This is a genomic window from Nocardia sp. NBC_01499, assembly GCF_045040275.1.
Classification (GTDB): Bacteria; Actinomycetota; Actinomycetes; order Mycobacteriales; family Mycobacteriaceae; genus Nocardia.
In genome coordinates, this window is record NZ_CP109426.1 from 8,572,565 (window position 1) to 8,591,703 (window position 19,139).

Annotated in this window: 16 protein-coding genes; 5 read left to right on the forward strand and 11 right to left on the reverse strand. The window is 66.3% G+C overall.

Features of this window, described 5'->3' with window-relative positions:
• Window positions 1-194: 194 nt before the first annotated feature.
• Entirely contained in the window at window positions 195-551 is a 357-nt protein-coding gene (locus OG203_RS39060) for an iron-sulfur cluster assembly accessory protein (RefSeq protein WP_069165132.1), read from the forward strand.
• A 314-nt stretch (window positions 552-865) separates the two neighbouring features.
• Here OG203_RS39060 and OG203_RS39065 read toward each other — a convergent pair whose 3' ends face one another.
• Window positions 866-1,075, reverse strand: a complete 210-nt coding sequence (locus tag OG203_RS39065; protein WP_405162223.1) for a hypothetical protein — start codon at window positions 1,073-1,075, stop codon at window positions 866-868.
• A 392-nt stretch (window positions 1,076-1,467) separates the two neighbouring features.
• Between OG203_RS39065 and OG203_RS39070 the strand changes: the two genes are divergently transcribed.
• Window positions 1,468-2,436 (forward strand): carbohydrate kinase family protein, encoded by a 969-nt coding sequence (locus OG203_RS39070; protein ID WP_405162224.1) that lies wholly within the window; start codon window positions 1,468-1,470, stop codon window positions 2,434-2,436.
• Window positions 2,437-3,025: 589 nt separating this feature from the next.
• On the opposite strand, the gene asnB is transcribed toward OG203_RS39070, so the two are convergent.
• A complete protein-coding gene (asnB, locus tag OG203_RS39075; protein ID WP_405162225.1) occupies window positions 3,026-4,969 on the reverse strand; it encodes an asparagine synthase (glutamine-hydrolyzing) in 1,944 nt (647 codons plus the stop codon).
• 450 nt (window positions 4,970-5,419) lie between these two features.
• Here asnB and OG203_RS39080 point away from each other — a divergent pair, with 450 nt between their 5' ends.
• Together OG203_RS39080 and OG203_RS39085 are read left to right on the forward strand one after the other, a co-directional pair.
• Window positions 5,420-6,499: a cytochrome c oxidase subunit II gene (locus OG203_RS39080; RefSeq protein ID WP_405162226.1), complete on the forward strand. Its 1,080-nt coding sequence runs from the start codon at window positions 5,420-5,422 to the stop codon at window positions 6,497-6,499.
• A gap of 14 nt (window positions 6,500-6,513) precedes the next feature.
• Window positions 6,514-6,930, forward strand: coding sequence for a cytochrome c oxidase subunit 4 (locus tag OG203_RS39085; RefSeq protein ID WP_405162227.1), 417 nt, complete (start codon window positions 6,514-6,516; stop codon window positions 6,928-6,930).
• Window positions 6,931-7,369: 439 nt separating this feature from the next.
• Here OG203_RS39085 and OG203_RS39090 read toward each other — a convergent pair whose 3' ends face one another.
• The 4 genes from OG203_RS39090 to OG203_RS39105 form a co-directional block, all read right to left on the reverse strand.
• A complete protein-coding gene (locus tag OG203_RS39090; RefSeq protein WP_405162228.1) occupies window positions 7,370-8,194 on the reverse strand; it encodes an SDR family NAD(P)-dependent oxidoreductase in 825 nt (274 codons plus the stop codon).
• Window positions 8,195-8,746: 552 nt separating this feature from the next.
• Window positions 8,747-9,379, reverse strand: a complete 633-nt coding sequence (locus OG203_RS39095; protein ID WP_405162229.1) for a hypothetical protein — start codon at window positions 9,377-9,379, stop codon at window positions 8,747-8,749.
• 586 nt (window positions 9,380-9,965) lie between these two features.
• Window positions 9,966-11,243, reverse strand: a complete 1,278-nt coding sequence (locus tag OG203_RS39100; RefSeq protein WP_405162230.1) for an FAD-binding oxidoreductase — start codon at window positions 11,241-11,243, stop codon at window positions 9,966-9,968.
• Between the two features lie 51 nt (window positions 11,244-11,294).
• Window positions 11,295-12,851, reverse strand: coding sequence for an alkaline phosphatase D family protein (locus tag OG203_RS39105; RefSeq protein WP_405162231.1), 1,557 nt, complete (start codon window positions 12,849-12,851; stop codon window positions 11,295-11,297).
• A 208-nt stretch (window positions 12,852-13,059) separates the two neighbouring features.
• On the opposite strand from OG203_RS39105, the gene OG203_RS39110 reads away from it, so the two are divergent.
• Window positions 13,060-14,010 (forward strand): Lrp/AsnC family transcriptional regulator, encoded by a 951-nt coding sequence (locus OG203_RS39110; RefSeq protein WP_405162232.1) that lies wholly within the window; start codon window positions 13,060-13,062, stop codon window positions 14,008-14,010.
• A 656-nt stretch (window positions 14,011-14,666) separates the two neighbouring features.
• Here OG203_RS39110 and OG203_RS39115 read toward each other — a convergent pair.
• From OG203_RS39115 to OG203_RS39135, 5 genes are all read right to left on the reverse strand, one after another.
• Window positions 14,667-15,392, reverse strand: a complete 726-nt coding sequence (locus OG203_RS39115) for a lysophospholipid acyltransferase family protein (RefSeq protein ID WP_405162233.1) — start codon at window positions 15,390-15,392, stop codon at window positions 14,667-14,669.
• 298 nt (window positions 15,393-15,690) lie between these two features.
• The gene (locus OG203_RS39120) at window positions 15,691-16,698 is read right to left on the reverse strand and encodes an ROK family glucokinase (protein ID WP_405162234.1); all 1,008 of its coding nucleotides are present in this window, start codon (window positions 16,696-16,698) and stop codon (window positions 15,691-15,693) included.
• Window positions 16,695-17,390 (reverse strand): hypothetical protein, encoded by a 696-nt coding sequence (locus OG203_RS39125; protein WP_405162235.1) that lies wholly within the window; start codon window positions 17,388-17,390, stop codon window positions 16,695-16,697. The genes OG203_RS39120 and OG203_RS39125 overlap by 4 nt, the downstream gene beginning before the upstream one ends.
• Window positions 17,380-18,660 carry an ArsA family ATPase gene (locus tag OG203_RS39130; RefSeq protein ID WP_405168137.1) on the reverse strand — a complete coding sequence of 427 codons (1,281 nt, stop codon included), beginning with the start codon at window positions 18,658-18,660 and terminating at the stop codon, window positions 17,380-17,382. Before OG203_RS39130 ends, OG203_RS39125 begins: the two co-directional genes overlap by 11 nt.
• A 23-nt stretch (window positions 18,661-18,683) precedes the next feature.
• Entirely contained in the window at window positions 18,684-19,121 is a 438-nt protein-coding gene (locus OG203_RS39135; RefSeq protein WP_405162236.1) for an SRPBCC family protein, read from the reverse strand.
• Window positions 19,122-19,139: the final 18 nt, after the last annotated feature.

Sequence of the window (19,139 nt, forward strand, 5' to 3'; positions counted from 1 at the left end):
CGACCAGGCTATTCGATGGAATACGCGGCGGGAAATGCGGTCCGATTCGCGCAGGTGTGGCGGGTCACGTAGGTGCCGTGTTCCTTGGGGCGCAGTGGTGGCAAGATGGGGGAATAGCAGCCCGCCGAGTGGTGTTGACCAACACGACCCGTGCGCTGTTCACGGGTCGACGACAGGTTCCTCGAGGAGAGTTCATGACTGTGCAGAACGAGACCGCCACCGAAACCCACGGTGCCGTGCTGACCGACGCTGCCGCCAGCAAGGCGAAGGCGCTGCTGGACCAGGAGGGTCGCGACGACCTGGCGCTGCGCATCGCCGTGCAGCCCGGCGGGTGCGCCGGCCTGCGGTATCAGCTGTTCTTCGACGACCGCTCGCTCGATGGCGACATCGTCGTCGAATTCAGTGGTGTCAAGCTGGCCGTCGACCGGATGAGCGCCCCATACATCCAGGGTGCCTCCATCGACTTCGTCGACACCATCGAGAAGCAGGGCTTCACCATCGACAACCCGAACGCCACCGGCTCCTGCGCCTGCGGCGATTCCTTCAACTGACCGAACCCGTCCGCCTCGTCGCAAGCGGGTTCACCGCATAACAGCCCGGCCCCACGTGAGAAGTTTGCACGTGGGGTTTGCGCGTTTTCTACTGCCATACGGCGCATCTGAGCAGTGCCGGGGTCCCGCACCAGCTCCGCCACCAGCCGCCGTGTCGCCGCCAGCCGCCGTGTCGCTGCGAGCCGCCAGCCGCCGTGTCGCTGCCAGCCGCCGTGTCGCTGCCAGCCGCCGTGCCGCCGCCAGCCGCTGCGCCGCCGCCAGCCGCCGCGCCGCCGCCAGTGCTGAGCCCACGCCCTCCTGTCCCGCTAAGCAACTCACGATCCGTCGGTCCCGAAGCGGAACCAAACCGGCGACACCAGCTCCGCCGCCAGCCGCCAGCCGCCGTGCCGCCGTGTCGCCGCCCGCTGCCGTGTCGCCGCCCGCTGCCGTGTCGCTGCCAGCCGCTGCGCCGCTGCCAGCCGCTGCGCCGCTGCCAGCCGCTGCACCGCTGCCAGCCGCCGCGCCGCCGCCAGTGCTGAGCCCACGCCCTCCTGCCCCGCTAGGCAACTCACGATGCGCCGGTCCCGAAGCGGAACCAAACCGGCGACGCACCGCGCCGAACGGGACACGATGGCGGCGCCACTCGCACTTTGCCGCCACTATGTCCCGTTCGAGGGCGGCAGCGAGCGGGGGAGCGAGCGTGCTGGTTTTGGAGCGACGGGCCGGCGCCGAAGCGTCAGATTTCGTAAGGATTCGGGCGTCTCGCCGAATCGTCGAGAACGACACTTCGGCCCAACGATCGCGCGCCGCCGGGCATCTCGCCGACCTTGTCCCCCGCATTGAGGGGTCGGAGCCCTCCGCCAACATTGGTACGGTGATGTTGGGACATCGTTCCCGGTCTTCACCGCCTGCCGCCTACCGTTGAAGGGCCAGCCTCGTGTCCATCGCTGTTTCCGCGTCCATTGCCACCGACCACCTCATGCGTTTTTCCGGACGGTTCCGTGACGCACTGCTGGCCGATCAGCTCGACCACGTGTCGCTCAGCTTCCTCGTCGACGATCTGCAGATCCGCCGCGGTGGCGTCGCAGGCAACATCACCTACGCCATGGGGCTTTTGAACCGCACGCCGCTGCTCGTCGGTGCCGTCGGCGCCGACTTCGCCGAGTACCGCCAGTGGCTCGAATCGCACGGTGTCGACTGCTCCGGCGTGCTGATCTCCGAGCGCGCGCACACCGCGCGTTTCGTCTGCACCACCGATGACGACATGGCGCAGATCGCGTCGTTCTACCCGGGCGCGATGAGCGAAGCCCGTGACATCTCCATCGGCGAACTCGCCAAGACGCACTCGCTGGATCTCGTGCTGGTCGGCGCCAACGACCCAGAGGCGATGCTGGTGCACACCGCCCAGTGCCGCGAGCTCGGCATCCCGTTCGCCGCCGACCCGTCCCAGCAGCTTGCCCGCCTCGACGGCGACCAGGCTGTGCAGCTGATCGACGGCGCCGCATACCTTTTCACGAACAAGTACGAATGGGCGCTGCTGCTGCAGAAGACCGGTCTCAGCGAGGCCGAGATCGCGCAGCGCGTCGGCATCCGGGTGACCACGCTCGGCGCCGACGGTGTGCACATCGTCGACCGCGACGGCACCGAGCTCACCGTCGGCGTCGTCCCCGAGACCACGAAGGTCGAACCCACCGGCGTCGGCGACGCCTTCCGCGCCGGTTTCCTCACCGGCCACACCGCGGGCCTCAGCCTGGAGCGCTCCGCCCAGCTCGGTTCCCTCATCGCGGTCCTGGTCCTGGAAACCATGGGCACCCAGGAGTGGACCCTCAACAAGGAATCCGCCCTCGAACGCCTCGCCGGTGCCTACGGCGCCGAGGCCGCCGCCGAAATCAAGCCGCTGCTCTGAGCTGACCGCACCCGCGCGCACATTGTGCGGCCGCGCACGAGATTGCCAGCGATTACGTGCGCGGCGGCACAACGCGTGCGGCCCAACGGTATTCGCCGCCGCACACGCCGATCTGGTCACCGTTGCGGCGGTCGTGTGGCCACCGCCAGCTCGCTGCCGAGTCTGCGGGCTGGCGCGTTCCGCGTATTTGTTCTCGGGCCGCGCACGAGATTGCCAGCGATTACGTGCGCGGCGGCACAACGCGTGCGGCCCAACGGCGTTCGCCGCCGCACACGCCGATCCGGTCACCGTCGCGCGGCCATGTGGTCCACCGCCAGCTCGCTGCGAGTCTGCGAGCTGGCGCGTTCCGCGTACTTGTTCTCGGGCCGCGCACGAGATTGCCAGCGATTACGTGCGCGGCGGGAGAACGCGTGCGCGCGATCGGCGTTCGCCGCCGCATGAGCGATCCGGCAACTCGCCGCTGAGGTTTGTGCCTGCCGCTGAATCAAGCTGTGGCACTGATCCGGCCAGATTTAGGCGAAGCCGGAGTGAATGGCCGTTCAGACTAGAAGTGCCCCTCTACTTTTCAGCAAAGGGGCACTTCTCCGTCCTACAGCGAGACCGGGTAGACCGGCTCCTGGATTTCCGGCTTGATGCGATCCTCGACGAAGATGCCGTGCCACACCATGAACACCAGTAGCGTCCACAGGCGGCGGCTGTGGTCCGAGGTGCCCGCGCGGTGCGCGACGAGCATGTCGCTGATCGCGGCCTTGTTCAGCAGGTGGTCGGTCTGCGATTCGAGGATCTGCTGCTGGGCCCAGTCGTAGAGTTCGGTGCCGCGCAACCAGTGTCGCAGCGGGACCGGGAAGCCGAGTTTGGCGCGGTGCAGCACGTGCGGCGGCACGATGCCCTCGAGTGCCTGGCGCAGTGCGTATTTCGTGGTTTCCTTGGTGATCTTCTGCTCGAACGGCAGCCCCTCGGCGACCTTGAGCACCTCGGAATCCAGGAACGGCACGCGCAATTCGAGCGAGTTGGCCATGGTGATCTTGTCGGCCTTGACCAGGATGTCGCCGCGCAACCAGGTGAACAGGTCCAAGTGCTGCATGCGCGCCACCGGGTCCAAGCCGCGCGACTGCGCGTAGATCGGCGCGGTGACGTCCTGATGGGTCCATTCGGGCCGGAATTCGCGTAGCACGGAACGCAATTGGGCGTCGCTGAAGCTGCGCGCGTTGCCGTAGTAGCGCTCCTCCAGGGTGAGCGAGCCGCGGTGCAGCAGACTCTTGCCTCTGGTGCCGTCCGGAATGCGGTCGGAGAGCTTGCCCGCGAGTCTGCGCAGTCCGCCAGGCAGGTACTCGAAGGGCTTGAGCGACAACGGTTCCCGGTAGATCGTGTACCCGCCGAACAGCTCGTCGGCACCCTCGCCGGACAGCACCACCTTGACGTGCTTACGCGCCTCCTTCGCCACGAAGTACAGCGGAACCAGCGCCGGGTCGGCCACGGGATCGTCGAGGTACCAGACGATTTCGGGAATCGCGGCGGCGAACTCGGCGGGGGAGACGGTCTTGATGACATGCTTGGCGCCGATCGCCGCGGCGGTTTCGGCGGCAACATCGGCCTCCGAGTAGCCCTCGCGTTCGAAGCAGCTGGTGAAGGTGATCAGCTTCGGGTTGTGCCGCATGGCCAGCGCCGCGACCGCGGTGGAGTCGATGCCGCCGGACAGGAACGAGCCGACGGTGACGTCCGCGCGCATGTGCTTGGCGACCGAGTCCTCCATCGCCTCGGCGATCTCGCGGTAGCGAGCGGCCGCCGAACCCGGCGTGAAGGGACGCACCTTGAACTGGGGGTGGAAATACCGGGTGATCTTCGGCGCCTCGCCCGGCCGGACCGTCCCGTAGTGGCCGGATTCGAGCCGCCGGATGTCCTTGTGCAGTGTCTCCGCTTCCGGCACGTACTGCAGCACGGTGTAGTGCTCCAGCGCGCGCGGGTCGAGATCATCGCTCAACCCGAGCGGGGACAGCAGCGCAAGCAAGCTCTTCTTCTCGCTGCCGAACGCGGTGCCGCCGGGACCGGTGGCCAGGAACAGCGGCTTGATGCCGAACGGATCTCGCGCCAGGAACAGCTCGTTGGTCTCGGTGTCCCAGATGGCGAACGCGAACATGCCGCGCAGCTTGTGCACCGCCGCCGGACCCCAGTAGTGGAACGCGGCGACGATGGCCTCGCCGTCCCCCTCGGTGAAGAACATCGAGTCGTCGGCGAATTCGGCACCGTGCGCCTCGGCCAGTTCCTCGCGCAGCTCGAGGTAGTTGTAGATCTCGCCGTTGAAGGTCAGCGCGTAGCGCTCCCGGTTCTCCGGCGGACCCCAGCGCAGCGGTTGATGCGAGTGCTCGATGTCGATGAGCGCCAGGCGGTTGAACCCGAAGATCAGATGATCGTCGTGCCAGGTGCCTCGGTCGTCGGGGCCGCGGTGCCGCAGGCAGTGCAATGCGTCGTACACCTGCTCCACCACGGCAGGGGCTGCCTCGTCAGATGTCAGAAACCCGAGCAGTCCACACACGGCGTCGGCAACCTCGTTTCTCCGGTAGGGACGCCGTCGAAAACCGGGGCGTCCGAATGTCTTGCGGGGGCGGTGCGCAGTGTCTGCCGCGAGCGGTCGTTCCGGGACGTGCCGGGGCCTGCCCTCGCGGAGAGCACAGCGGCCGAAATGTTGTGTCCGAGTATGCCGCACACGCCGGATTCGCGCGTCGCGCGCACCCTGTCCAGGCCTTTTGATCACGGTCGCGCGGGTAACCGCGACCCGGCGCGCGATAGGCGGAGTGTCGAATGCGACCCGACGACGAACAGGGTGCTCGTTTGGTCTACGCTGCGTAGTACTCAGGCCATTCTCAGGCGGCGCACGCGCTCGACCGGGGACCGGCCTGATCATGTGCTTAGAACGTATCGCCGGGGCGGTCGCAGCCCAGGCGGTGCAAATGTCGGAATGTGTGGCGACCAGGAAGGCGTGAGCGTGGCGCACAAGGCGAGCGAAGAGATCGGGGCACGTCCCGCCCGGGGACGGATCCTTCGGCGGGCCGGGCTGGCGGTGTCCCTCGGGATTACCGCGGTGCTCGTCTCGGGCTGCTCGATCGACAATGTTTGGCTGCGGTTCGGCTGGCCCTCGGGCGTCACGCCGCAGGCCACCCGGATGCGAGAGCTGTGGACCTGGTCGGTCCTCGCCGCCCTGGTGATGGGCGTGCTGGTGTGGGGTCTGACCTTCTGGACCGTCGCCTTCCACCGCAAGAAGGCCGACTCCCCGGAGTTCCCCCGGCAGACCGGTTACAACGTGCCGCTGGAGTTGACCTACACGGCCGTGCCGTTCGTCATCATCGCGGTGCTGTTCTACTTCACCGTCGTCGTGCAGAACTACGTGCACGAGAAGGTCGACAACCCTGACGTCACCGTCGACGTGACCGCCTTCCAGTGGAACTGGAAGTTCGGCTACCGCGGTGTGGACTTCAAGGACGGCGCCAAGTACGACGGCGTCGACACCACGCGCGAGTCCGCGAACCAGGAGCAGCTCAAGGGGTACAAGGAACGGACGAAGGACGGTCACCCGCAGCCGGGCCCGATGCACGACGGCCTTCCCTCGAACGACATCCTGTCCTACCTGCACTACGACAAGGTCGAGACCTACGGTTCCAGCACGGAGGTGCCGGTCCTGGTGCTGCCGACCAACAAGGTGATCGAGTTCCAGCTCGCCGCCGCCGACGTGGTGCACGCCTTCTGGGTGCCGGAGTTCCTGTTCAAGCGCGACGTGATGCCGAACCCGAAGGAAAACCACTCGGACAACGTCTTCCAGATCACCAAGATCGAGAAGGAAGGCGCGTTCGTCGGCCGCTGCGCGGAAATGTGCGGCACGTTCCACTCGATGATGAACTTCGAGGTACGTGCGGTTACGCCGGAGAAGTTCACCAAGTACATGGACGCGCGCAAGGGCGGCAAGACCAATGCCGAGGCGCTGCAGTCCATCGGTGAATCGCCGGTCGCCACGTCGACCCGGCCGTTCAACACCGATCGCACGACCAAGACCGCGGCCGAGGCAAAGTAAGGGACTGATCTGATATGAAGATCGAAGCGCGGATTTTCGAACTGCTGACGGTGTTCTTTGTCATCGTCGCGTGTGTCTACGGCTTCTTCACCGGCCAGTCCCGCACCGGCGTGGAATGGGCGGGCACCACCGCGACCGTGCTGACCGCCGGTCTGTCGCTGATCATCGGCACCTACTTCCGCTTCGTCGCGCGTCGCCTCGACCTGCGTCCGGAAGACTACGAGGACGCCGAAATCGTCGACGGCGCAGGCGATCTCGGCTTCTTCTCGCCCGGCAGCTTCTGGCCCATCACCCTCGCCGGTGCCGGTGCCATCACCGCCCTCGGCCTGGCTTTCTTCCAGCTCTGGCTGATCGGACTCGGCGTCGTCTGCATCCTCATCGCCGCCGCGGGTCTGGTCTTCGAGTACTACCTCGGGCCCGAAAAGCACTGAGCAGCAAGCGAAAGCGCCCCACCGGTTGCTCCGGTGGGGCGCTTTGCTTTGTGGGGACTTCGTCGAGCGGGACATCACGGCGCGACATGCCGTGTGCTGCCGCCATCATGTCCCGACTGCTGGGGTGCCACCCTTGGTAGACCTGCTGTTGGGAGTTGGCCTGCTGTCGCCGGATATCCGCCTCGGTCTGCCAATGGGTTGGGCCCGCCACAGATCCGCCTGCACCGAGGCGCGGTTGCTCACTAGCTGACTTGACGTACGCAGGGTGCGTTGCAGCTGACGTCAAAGCGTGCAACGTGCAGGGGGTATTCGAAGGCGCGGTGGTCGCGGGGGCCGAGTTGCTGACGGCACTGCGGGAGATGGGCGTGCGCGATCGGATGAAGTCGGCTGCGAGGGGCGTTGGGATTCGGATGCCGATGCGGTGCGTGGGGTTACGCGGCTAGATGCCGAAGGCGTGCATGAGGCGGGCGGTGGAGCGGGGGGCTATGTCAGCTAGGGCGTAGAGGGTGCGGGTGAAGCGGGGTTCGAAGCGGGGGGTTCGGGTGTGGATGGCGGTTTCGATTCGGTGGGCGGTTTGGTCGGCTTCGAAGGTGGGGTCGGCGCTGTGTTGGGCGGCGTCGATGTCGGTGCGGAAGGCCGGGTAGTGGACGGCGGTTACCTGGATGCCGTGCGGGGATAGTTCGGCGTCGGCGCATTGGCCGAAGGTGGTCCAGGCGGCTTGGGCGCTGGCATAGGAGGCGAAATTCGGTGCGGCGCCGGTGTTGACGTTCCACGGGCCGACATTGATCACGTGGCCGGAGCCGGAGCGCAGCATGGCGGGGAGTAGGCCGAGGGTGAGGCGTAGCGGGCCGAAGTAGTTGGCGGCCATCATCTGCTGGTAGTCGCGGAATCGGTGTAGTGACTGGGTCACCGGCCTTGGCACCGGGCGTCCAGCGGTGTTGATCAGCACGTCGACCGTGCCGAATTCGCTGAGCACCCAGGTGACGAGCTGGTCGACATCGCCGAGCGCCGAAGTGTCGCAGCGGTTCCAGTCCGCCAGTCCGCCGTCCGAGCGGATCTCCTCGCAGGCGGCAATGAGCTCATCGTTGCCGCGCGCTACCAACAGTAGCTGGGCGCCTTGGGCGGCAAGCGCATTCGCGGCGGCACGGCCGATGTCGGAGCTGGCATCGGTGATCAGCACACGCTGGCCGACCAGCGAGCGCTCCGGCGGACGATGACGTTTACGATCGGCGAATCTGACCGGAGCAGCACGAAATTCGGGCATCGGCACAGCAACCTTCACACGCGAACGGGCTGAACACACGCACGGCACCCCACCGGCAGTGCCGAAGCCACCTGTCGCCGCTACCTTCTGGCGACCACATGCGGCCGGTCACAGTATAGGGTTTGCCACCCGGTTGATGGAGCCGTTCGCCGAATGCCCCACGCTCACCCTGTCGCAGGCCTGCACCTCTGGCTGCCGATCGGGCCGCCGCCTGGGGTCCTACCTCACGGCAATCATGTCCCACTCGACGTTCAGCTCCGCAAAGATTGGTCGCCGAGCGGGACATGATGGCGTCGCGTCCTGCGATTTGCCGCACTTATGTCCCGCTCGACGTCGGCTGTCCGAGTCCATCGTCGACTGGACTCGCCGGGGGCCGTGCGAAATGTGTTGCCGAGCGGGAGTACAGGGCTCGCTCGATATCACCGTCGAACAGGGTGCCCCGTTCGGCTACCTCGGTCACGTGAAGGGCTTTGATGCGAGCGATGCGGATCTAGGTGCTCGATGGTTTTCGGCGACCGGGCGAGTTCGCAATCAGGTAGGTGTGGGCTGACGTCAATCCTTATCTTCGGCGTTTTTGTTATCGGCGCCGCATTTCTGCCCCTCGACAGGCTTCAGCGACACCCCTGCTTCACAAAGGACGCCGTACATTGCCTTGCCTTTCTCGTAGTTGAGCTCCACGATCTTGTCATTTTCTTCGAAGCCTGCTTTGAACTTCTTTTTGGCATCGCTTCGGTAGTCTGCCTTTTTCGCCTTATAATCGGTTGACGCCTCCGCGTAGTCACAGATCAGTCGGCGGAAGGGGTTGCTCATTCCCGAGGAATCGTCGTTCTCGATGGACCTCCGGGCCTCCTCGCCGTACCTCGGTGCAAACTCCTGCGAGCCGTCCCGCTTCTTGGTTCCCCTCGCATAGGTCCTGATCTTATTGCGAGCCGTCAGTTCGGCCTCTTCGCCACCGACTAACTCACTTCTGTCGTAGGCTTTCGTGTAGGCTTCCACTTGGTCCGGCGTCAGCTCGAATTTGTCGCAGAAGCGTTCGCCGACGGCGTTCATGTACTGCTTGCTGAGCTCTTTGGTCTCTGCTGGACTTCTTTCTCCTGGTTCCGCGTGCGCGGCAGTGCTGGACGCCACGGCTGCGATAAGCAGCAGGGCAACCGCTGCCGCGCGTGTGTGATGCGAAAGTTTCAAGGTTCCTCCACGGATGATCAGATTCGTACCGAAACAAACGAGATCATGCCCACGGAAATAGTGAGTCCGCAGGGACTCGGGCCCAGCGCTTCGAATGTCAGAGTGTCCGATCAGGGCGCGGTGATTCGCGTCGGAATCAGGTGCTTCATACCGCTCCCTCGATGTGCCGTGGACAGGTCTGCGTGATCAGTCGAGCGAGTACGTGGTTCGAGTCACCGAGAGATTAACGCATCGGCGGTTAGTGGACAAAACTTCTACCGGTGTCCCAAGTATGGACCGGTGCGTCGGCTGGACGATGTTTCGGCAGGTGCCGCGGATGTCGACGAAAAGGGAAGGCTTTTCCATCCAGGACGCCGATGACAACGAATGTCTTATTCCGATAGTGCGCGACCTTGTTCGAAACGCATTTCATTCACTACCGGGTGGAACCTTGGTTTGCGGCGCGGTGACGACACCGTGGAACACCGCCGTGGGAAGGAATGGCCGGGCGGCAGTCACCTCCGGCCCGGCGATCGGTGGAACGCGCCGACCCAGTGACTCGCAGCGCCGGTGTGCGAGCCAGTATCTGCTACCGGCGCGACGACGCTTACTCCTCCGACTCGTAGCGCAACGCGTTCTCCGAGCGACAGATCTCATCGATGCCGGAGACTATGTCGCGCAACAGTTCTGAGGGGAGGGCGGCGGGGCGGAGGCGGCTGGTGAAGGTGATGAGGCCGTGGTCTTCGGGGGAGAGGCCGCGGGTGGCGGATTCGGAGCGCAGGTAGCGGGAGCGGACACCGTAGGTCATCGCGGAGATGACGGTGAAGCAGCCGGTGCGCTCGCGGTGACCGGCGAACAGGTCGTGCAGGCGGTAGAAGACCGAGGTGTAGCTCGACAGTGGCGCGAAGATACCGACCCGGTAGGCGGGTCCGCGTTCGGACGAGCTGAGCGCGGTGTCGGCGAGGTACTCGGCGTCGCGCATGGTTTGCACCTTCGGCGCGAACAGCACCGCGCCCGCCGCGGCGTTGCGCAACGGCATGCCCGCGGGTCCGCTGGCCGCGGACGCGATGACGCCGAGCGACTTTCTCGCACGCGACCCGACCTCGCGCCGCGCCCGCACCGAGCGGGTCGGCGCGGTGGGATGCAGGGTGGACCACTGGCCGAACCGCACCGTCCCCAGCTGCACATGACCGACACCGCCGGGCCGCGCGACCTTCAGCGGCGCGGTGTCGACCCAGCGACCCACCTGCAGCGCCGCGTTGCCCGGCCGCATGATCTCGGCGTAGGCGTGTTCGACGAAGGAGTCGAAGTCGAGGAACCGGTCGGCGTTGGTGGTCAGCCAGGTGCGGTCCTTGTCGATGTCGATCACGTCGAGGGTGAGCGCGGTGATGATGCCTGCGCGCCCGCCGGCGCCGAGGATGCGGTGGAAGCGCTCGGCGTGGTGGGTGCGTCCGCAGGTGCCGATGCGTCCGTCGTTGTCGACGTACTCCAGATCGACGACCTGGTCGATGAACATGCCGTACTTGTGCGACGCGGCGCTCACCCCGCCAACGGACGCGAATCCGCCCGCGGTGATGTCGCGATGGTCGCCGACGATCGGCAGGCCGAGCCCGTGCGCGCCGAGCCGCCGGTCGATGTCGGACAGCTTGGCGCCCGCCTGCACCCGCACCGTCCGCCGCCCCAGATTGATGTCGAGCACCTGATTCATCCGGCGCAGCGACACCACTGTCGGCTGAGCGGGCAGTGTAAGTCCATCGTCCAGTTGCTCGCCGCCGCGCACGGTGAGCGGTTCCGCGCGGCCGCGTGAATCCCGAACCGTGCGAACGACATCCGCCGTATCGCGGGGTAGGTATTCCTCGGCGGAGACAAACTGCGGCGTGCTCATGGCACGAAAGCTACTACAGCGCGGCCCGCGACGCCTCCCCGATCTCGTGTGCTACCGGACGGTCGGTTCGAGTCGCTGGCTGAACAGCACCGATCCGCTCGCATCGCACAGATTGACTGTCAGTTCCCTTGACTTGCCGTCGATCTGTACCTCGCCGAAATGCTGGAAGGCATCCAGCGGAGAAGCGTTCTGCACCGTCGGCGCGTGCACGAACACCGCCTCCGGCCCGAACGTCGCGTCCAGCGGATTCGGCCCGAACGCGCCCGCGTTGAGTGGCCCGGAGACGAACTCCCAGAAATCGTCGAAGTCGGTGAACGCCGCGCGCTCGGGGGCGTAGTGGTGTGCCGCCGTGTAGTGCACGTCGGCGGTCAGCCAGACCACGTTGGTCACCCTGTTGGCCTTGTTCGCCGAGAGCACCTGGGCGATCTCGGTTTCCCGGCCGGACGGCGCGCCGGGATCGTTGTTGGCCGGGCCCTCGAACGCGATCGTGTTCGGCTGTTCACCGTCCTTGACGACCAATCCGAGTGGCAGGTCGTTGGCGATGATCTTCCAGGTGGCCTGCGAGTCGCGCAGGCCCTCGATCAGCCACTTCGTTTGTGCCGCACCGAAGATGTGGCCGTCGGGGCCGTTGTCGGCGTCGTTGGTGTCCTTGTAGGTCCGCATGTCCAGTACGAAGATGTCGAGCAGCGGGCCGTAGGAGATCTTGCGGTAGAGGCGACCGTCGACGGCCTCCTTGGGCTCCACCGGCATCCACTCGTGGAACGCCTGCCAGGCGCGGGTGGCCAGGATGTCCATGCTGCGCTCGGTGTAGCCCTTGGACTCTGCGACGAGGCCGCCGGGGTACCAGTTGTTGACCGTCTCATGGTCGTCCCACTGGACGACCTGGGCGACCGAGGTGTTGAAGCGGAGGTAGTTCTGGTCGGTCAGGTTGTAGGCGTAGGCGCCGCGATATTGCTGGAGGGTTTGCGCGGGCGCGCTTTTCGCCTCGGACACGATGTTGCGCCAGATTCGCCCGTCGGGGAGCGTCACCGATTCCTTGACGGGGTTGTCCGCGTAGATGGAGTCGCCCGAATGGAGGAACAGGTGTGGGTCGCGGGCGGCCATGGTTGAGAAGATCTTCATGCCGCCGAGGTCTGGGTTGATGCCGTAACCCTGGCCGACGACGTCGCCGGACCACTGCAGCCTGATGTCCGACGCGCCGGTGGGCACGGTGCGGAACACGCCGGTGATCGGTTCGGAGGCGCCGCCGTCGTCGCCCTCGAGGGTCACTCGGTAGTGCACTTGCTCGCCCGCGGGTAGGCCGTTGATGCGTACCCGGCCGGTGCCGTCGGAATCCGGGGTGAGCAACGGTCCGGTGAATCGCTTGGCGTTGGTGAATGATTCGGTGGCCGCCGTCTCCACGATCAGCGTCGCGGGACGGTCGGCACGTGCCCAGATCAGCGCGCCGTCGCTGCGCGGGTCACCCACCGCGACACCGTGCGTCAGCACCGGACGCTGCCGGACCAGGGCAGGTCCGTCCGACGAGCACGCGGCCAGCGCGGGGGCGGCAACCAGGCCGAGTGCGGAGGTGCGCAGCAGGGTGCGGCGGGAGAACGTCGAACCAGTCATGGGATCACCCTGGACCAGCTATCTCAACGCAATGTGAACGGGTACGGTCCGGTTGGGTAACGGGGCGGTCTGGGTGGACAGTTTCGCGCCGGTCAGGGGGAATTTCCGGGGGTGGGTGGGGAAAGTGTCCGGGGAGGACGGGTCCAGGTACCGCCACCATCCAGATATGTGCACATGCTGGATGCCGTCAGAGTTCTATTCTGAGCCAATGGATACTGTCGATCGAGGGCTGATCCACGCGCTGCATATCGACGGGCGCGCCGCCTTCCGTGACGTCGCCGCGGTGCTGAGGGTTTCGGAGAACACTGTCGCTCGCCGCTACCGCAAACTGCGTGGTGCGGGCACTGTGCGGGTGGTCGGCATGGTCAACGGCGGGCGTCTTGGCTATGTCTCCTGGACAGTGCGGGTGCGTTGTACGCCGGATGCCGCCGCCTCGGTGGCCAAGGCGTTGGCCGATCGTCCGGACACCTCGTTCGTGTATCTGCTGTCCGGTGGTACCGAGGTGTCCTGCACTGTGCAAGCGGCGAGTAGTCAGGAACAGGAGGCCCTGCTGCTGCAGAAATTGCCGCGTACCAGCCGCGTGGTATCGGTCTCGGCGCATCTGGTGCTGCGCGGATTCGCGTTGCCATCGGGATGGCAAGGTGTGGTGGCGCTTTCGCCGGAACAGGCGGCACGCCTCGAACCGATGCCCGTTGAAACATCCACTGCCGCTGTTGAATTGGATGATGGTGATCGAGCGTTGCTGCGCGCGCTCAACCGGGATGGTCGCGCCACGTATGCGGAACTGACGGCGGTGACCGGGTGGTCGGAGTCGACGGTGAAGCGTCGGGTCGCGGCCTTGCGGCGCACAGGGGTGCTGCAGTTTCATCTTGATCTGCCGCCTGCCGCTATCGGGTTTCGCACCGAGGCGCGGCTGTGGATCAATACCAAGCCCGCGCACGTCGTGGATGTCGCCGAAGCCCTGACTCGCAGGCCGGAGGTCGTTTTCGCCGCGATGACCACCGGCTCGACCAACCTGCTGGTTGCGGTCAACTGCCGCGACGCTACCGACCTGAGCTTGTTCCTGACTGAACGGATTGCTCCACTGCAAGGGATCAATTCGATGGAAACCGCTCCCATCGTCAGGACGATCAAGCGTGCCGGATCGTTGCTGCTCTGACGCTGAAAGTCATTGCGGGACAGTAGCTATCCGATCTGCGGCGGCCGCGACGAGGCGTTGCAGGTGAGTCGACCGCTCGGAATGAGCCGCTGTTCTATGGAGCCCCGCTCGGCGGAACACGGACGCTAGTAGCGGGTTTCGCTCGAGGCGAGCGCCGAGCGGGACATGACGGCGCCGAATCGCGAGACGCCGCGCCGTCATGTCCCGTTCGGCGTGCTGAGGGTGGGATGGCTGTGGGCGCTGTGGGGCGAGCGGACCGCCGCGCTGTGGAAATGCCGAGCGGGACATCGCTGTGCCGAATCGCGACCTACCGCTTGCCGACGCGTAGGTGAGGACGCCGACGGCGACTTACTCGGGCCGACAACGGCTTGGATCCGTTGCACGCCGATCCGTGCGGTCGGAACGCCGAGCCGGACATGGTGGTGTCGAATTGCGGGACCGCCGCGCCGTCATGTCCCGCTCGGCGTGCTGAGGGTGGGATGGCGGTAGGTGGTCGGCGGACCTTCTGCTCGGCCGAGATGGCGAGTGCGACATGGGTGCTGAATTGCTCGCGGTGGTGCCGTTGGTTGGGGGTGCGCCGGATATGGAGAACGCCGCTGGTCAGCTGTTTGGCTGGCCAGCGGCGTTCTGCTGCCTGGAGGCGTTGGTGGAACGGCTCAGCTGGCGGCGGTGTGGGGGATGCGGGTTGCTTCGCGGGGGGCGCCGTTGGGGGTGTTCTTTTTGAGGCTGGCGGCGTAGACGTCTACGTATTCTTGGCCGCCGAGTTGCATGAGTTCGTACATGACCTCGTCGGTGACGGCGCGTTCGACGAAGCGGTTGCCGCCCATGCCGTCATAGCGGGAGAAGTCGATGGGGGTGCCGAACTTGACGGTGACCTTGCGGCGGCGCCAGCGGAACGGTCCTGGCGGGCTCACGTCGTCGGTGCCGATGACGGCGACCGGGATGACGGGGACGCCGGTTTCCAGCGCGAGGCGCGCGAGGCCGGTCTTGCCTTTGTACAGGCGGCCGTCGGGGGAGCGGGTGCCCTCCGGGTACAGGCCGACGAGGCGGCCCTGATCGAGCAGCTTGCGCGCGGCGTTGAGGGCGTCCTCGGCCGCGTCGGCGCCGGTGCGGTCGATCGGGAACTGGCCGGAGGTGGTGAAGAACCACTTCTGGAACGCGCCCTTGATGCCAGGGGTGTTGAAGTATTCGGCCTTGGCCAGATAGTTGATTCGCCGCGGACTCAGCAGCGGCGCGAACAGCCAGTCCGCGAAGGAGAGATGGTTACCCGCCATGATCGCCGGACCGTCCGCCGGGATGTTCTCCACACCCTCGACCGTCGGCCTGTTGTAGAGATGCATGAACGGTCCCAGCAGCACGTACTTCAGCAGCCAGTAGAACATGACGTCCTTCCCCCGGGACCGGGATAGAGGCGGGCACCTGCGTCAGTCGCCGACTTTACCTTTGGAGCTAGATCACATCCAACCGCAGCGGCGAATCTCACCACACTCTGCCATGAGCGAGCGGACGCGCCGTAATCGGCGACCGGCCGCGGATTCCTCGGCGACCGGAATGTGGTCCTCGGCGACCGAAGCAAGCGTTCGATAATCGAATACCACTGTCGCGGGCAACGAAACGTCGACCACCCGAGTTGGGTGCTGCTGCTTCATGATCAGCGGGCTTGTCGCCGGAGCGGCGGGGTCAATGGCTGCGGGCTACTCGGGAGGATTTGCGTTCGGTTTCGATCAGGGCGGCGCGGGCGAGGTCGGCGGCGCCGATCATGCCAGCGGCCTCGCCTAGTTGGGTGGTGCGGATGCGGGCGAGGGGGCGGTGGCCCGCGCCGGTTACCGAGCGGGCGTATTCCTCGCGGGCTTCGTCCAGGAACAAGGGGGCGGAGCTGCTGACGCCGCCCGCTATGACGACCAGGTCGGGGTCGAAGATATCGCTGACGAAGGCCAGGCCGAGGCCGAGCCAGCGGGCGAAATCCTCCATGACGCGCACGGCGAGCGGATCGCCGTCCTGCGCCGCGTTGGCGACGCGGCGGCCGGTGAGTGAGCCCGGGTCGCGGTAGACGTCCTTGGCCAGGACGGAGCGGACCGGGTCGGTGGCCAGCATTTCGATCGCGGTGTCGGCGAGTGCTGTTCCGCTGCAGTATCTTTCCCAGCAGCCGTGCTTGCCGCATGGGCAGGCGCGGCCCTGTGGGACGACCTGTAGGTGGCCGAGTTCCGGTGCGACGCCGTGGGTTCCGCGATACAGCCGACCGTCGATGAGCAGCGCGGCGCCGATGCCGGTGCCGATCGCGATGAGCACCACATTGTGCCCGCCCGCGGCCGCGCCGAACCGATATTCGGCCCACATGGCGGCGTTGGCGTCGTGCTCGAGGATGACGGGCAGCTCGAGCCGTTCGGTGAGCCGCTGCGCGACAGGGGTGTCCTGCCAGGGCAGATGCGGGGCGAAGCGGACGGTGGAGCGGTCGCCGGTGATGAACCCGGCGACGGCCAAGCCCACCGCGCCGATCGGGTGTCGTTCGCACAGTTCACGGACGGAGCGGGCGAGGGCGTCCTCGAGTGCCTTGGCCGAATGCGGGGTCGGCGCCTGGACGGTGTCGAGTACCTCGCCGCTGATATCGATCACGGAGGCGCGAATGTTGGTGCCGCCGACGTCGATTCCGACGGTCAGCGGTCGCGCACCTGCTATGCGGTGCGTCATGCCTTGATCGTCACAGGGATGCTGACATAGCGGGAACGCTTGGGTGCCCGCGATGTGTGTTGTCCGGCAACGGATTCCGCGCCGGTTGAATCATCCTGTGGCACACCATGATTGTGCGTATGACCACCTGTTTGCTCCGGCTCCGGCATGACCGGATCGACCGGTACTCCGGCCAACGCCTCGCGCAGCACCGTCACGATGGCGGTGCCGTGATCGGCCACCGTCTGGAGTACCTCGTGGTGCTGACCACGCATCAGCGCCGCCGCCGCGCAGACGGGACACCAACTGCAACTCGACCACTCCACCTGCCCGTCGGCGGCCTGGCGCAACACCGGCTCAACGCGCTCGAGCACAGCTTCGGCGAGCAGCTTCAATTCAGCGGCGAACTCGGCCATGCCGTCCACCGGATCGCGTTCTCCCGCAGAACTTTTCGGTTGTCCGTCCGTGTCATCGGCGCCCCGCCTGGAATCGTGCGTGGATCGATCACCGGGCCCGTCGGATGCCAGATCGTCCGGTCCGCCAGCGGTTCGGCCGGAGCCACGCGCGGTTCGATCACCGCTCGCATCCCAACTGTCCTGGTGGGAACCGGTCCGATCCTCGCTGTCCCCCTCGGGATTACCGGGCCGATCACCGTTCACGTCGCGCCCTCCGGCATCCCGCCGGAAGAACCCGCCCGTCCGATCACCGCTCATCGCCGCTACCTTCGGGCCATAACTGCGGGTCAGGGCGGAAGCGCACCACGAGGTGTCCGCCGTCGAGTTCGGCACCGTCGACCGTGCACCGCCGCAATACCGGCGCAAGACGAACTCGCCGCCGGACACCGTCCGCTCCCACGATCAAATCGTCCTCCACTCGGCCAAGTCGCAGCGTCGCCGCGTCGACGACGGGCAGGGGCATCCGCAGTGTGTATATCGCGTGCAGCCCGGTGCCTGATTCACATCGAACCACCGGTTCGCCGGAACTCGCGTCAACCTCCGCCGGACTGTCGCTCAGCATAGGTCCTGTGTCGCCGGTGTTCCTGTTCGAGTCCACCGCGTACGACAGGGCCGCGAGCGAGGTCAGTCCGATCGGCTCGGGTCCGGTGTGCTGTGCGATCAGCAGCGGAATACCCGGCATGGAACGTTCTAATTCGGCGATGGCGGAGAGCTGTTCGCCGCGCCGGTTCAGATACCAGTGCACCGCGGGGTGCGCGGCGTCGAGCGGGACGGCCGGGTCGAGCGGCGCGGTCGGTGGCAGCACCTTGTTGACCACCACCGCGTCCAGCCGTAACCCGAGCAGCGCGGCGGCGGAGCGGACCCGCTCGGACTCGGCAAGCGTCACCCGCTCGGCGACGGTGATCAGCCACGCGCCGGTGCGCTGATGGTCGGCGAGCAGATCGCGGACCTCGGTGACCGCCTTGACGATCCGTTCGACGGTCGCGGCCAGGATCGCGCGCCGCAGGTCGGTGCCGACCGTGCTCATCGCCCTGGCGTGCGGCGGCCAGACTCGCTCGAGATAGCCGAGCAGGGTGTCCGGCGCGGTGATGATGCGGAGCATGTCGGCCGACGGCGGACAGTCGACGACGATCACATCCCAGTCGTCCTCGTTCGCGAACTGGGTGATCTCGACCAGCATCAACAGTTCCTGCACGCCGGGCAGACCGGTCAGCTCCGCGGGATCGAGTGCGGCGAGGTCGATGCCGTGCTCGTGTCCGGTGCCCGGTGACAGCACGCGGAGCACGTCGCGGAACCGATCCTCCAGCAGCGCAAGGGAATCCACCTCGATCACGTCGAGGCCGGGCAGCACGTTGGCGATCCCGGTGACGGTGCCAGGATCGTGCGGGAAACGGAAGCCGAGCGCGTCGCCGAGCGAATGCGCCTGGTCGAGCGAGGCGACCAGCACGCGGCTACCCGCCCTGGCATAGGACATAGCGGTGGCACACGCCAGCGTCGTCTTGCCTACCCCGCCTTTGCCGATGAACAGTTCGACCCGGGTCGTGTGCGTCGTCAGCCTTCGACCCGTTTCTTCAGTTCTTTCAGCGCGGTATCGGTGATCACCTTCTCGGCCTTGCGTTTGAACATGCCGATCATCGGGATGTTCAGGTCGACGGTCAGCGTATACACGACCTCGGTGCCACCGTCGGGCTGATCGATGAGTTCGTAGGTGCCGTTCTGCGCCTTCTGCAGCTCACCGCTGACCAGCGTCCAGCTGACCGCTTTGTTGTCCGGGCGCCAGGTGTAGGAAAGGACGTAGCTGTCCTTGACCACGCCCGCGTCGAGCACGAATCGCGCGGTGCGCGCCCGGCCGTCCGGTCCCTTTTCCTGTACTTCGACGGATTTCGCCGCCGAGACCCACTCGGGGTAGGACGCCAGGTCGGCGATGACGGACATCACCTGCTGCGACGGGGCCTCGATGATGATCGACCTCTGGGTCCTGTCGGCCATGGCGGACAGCGGTTCCTT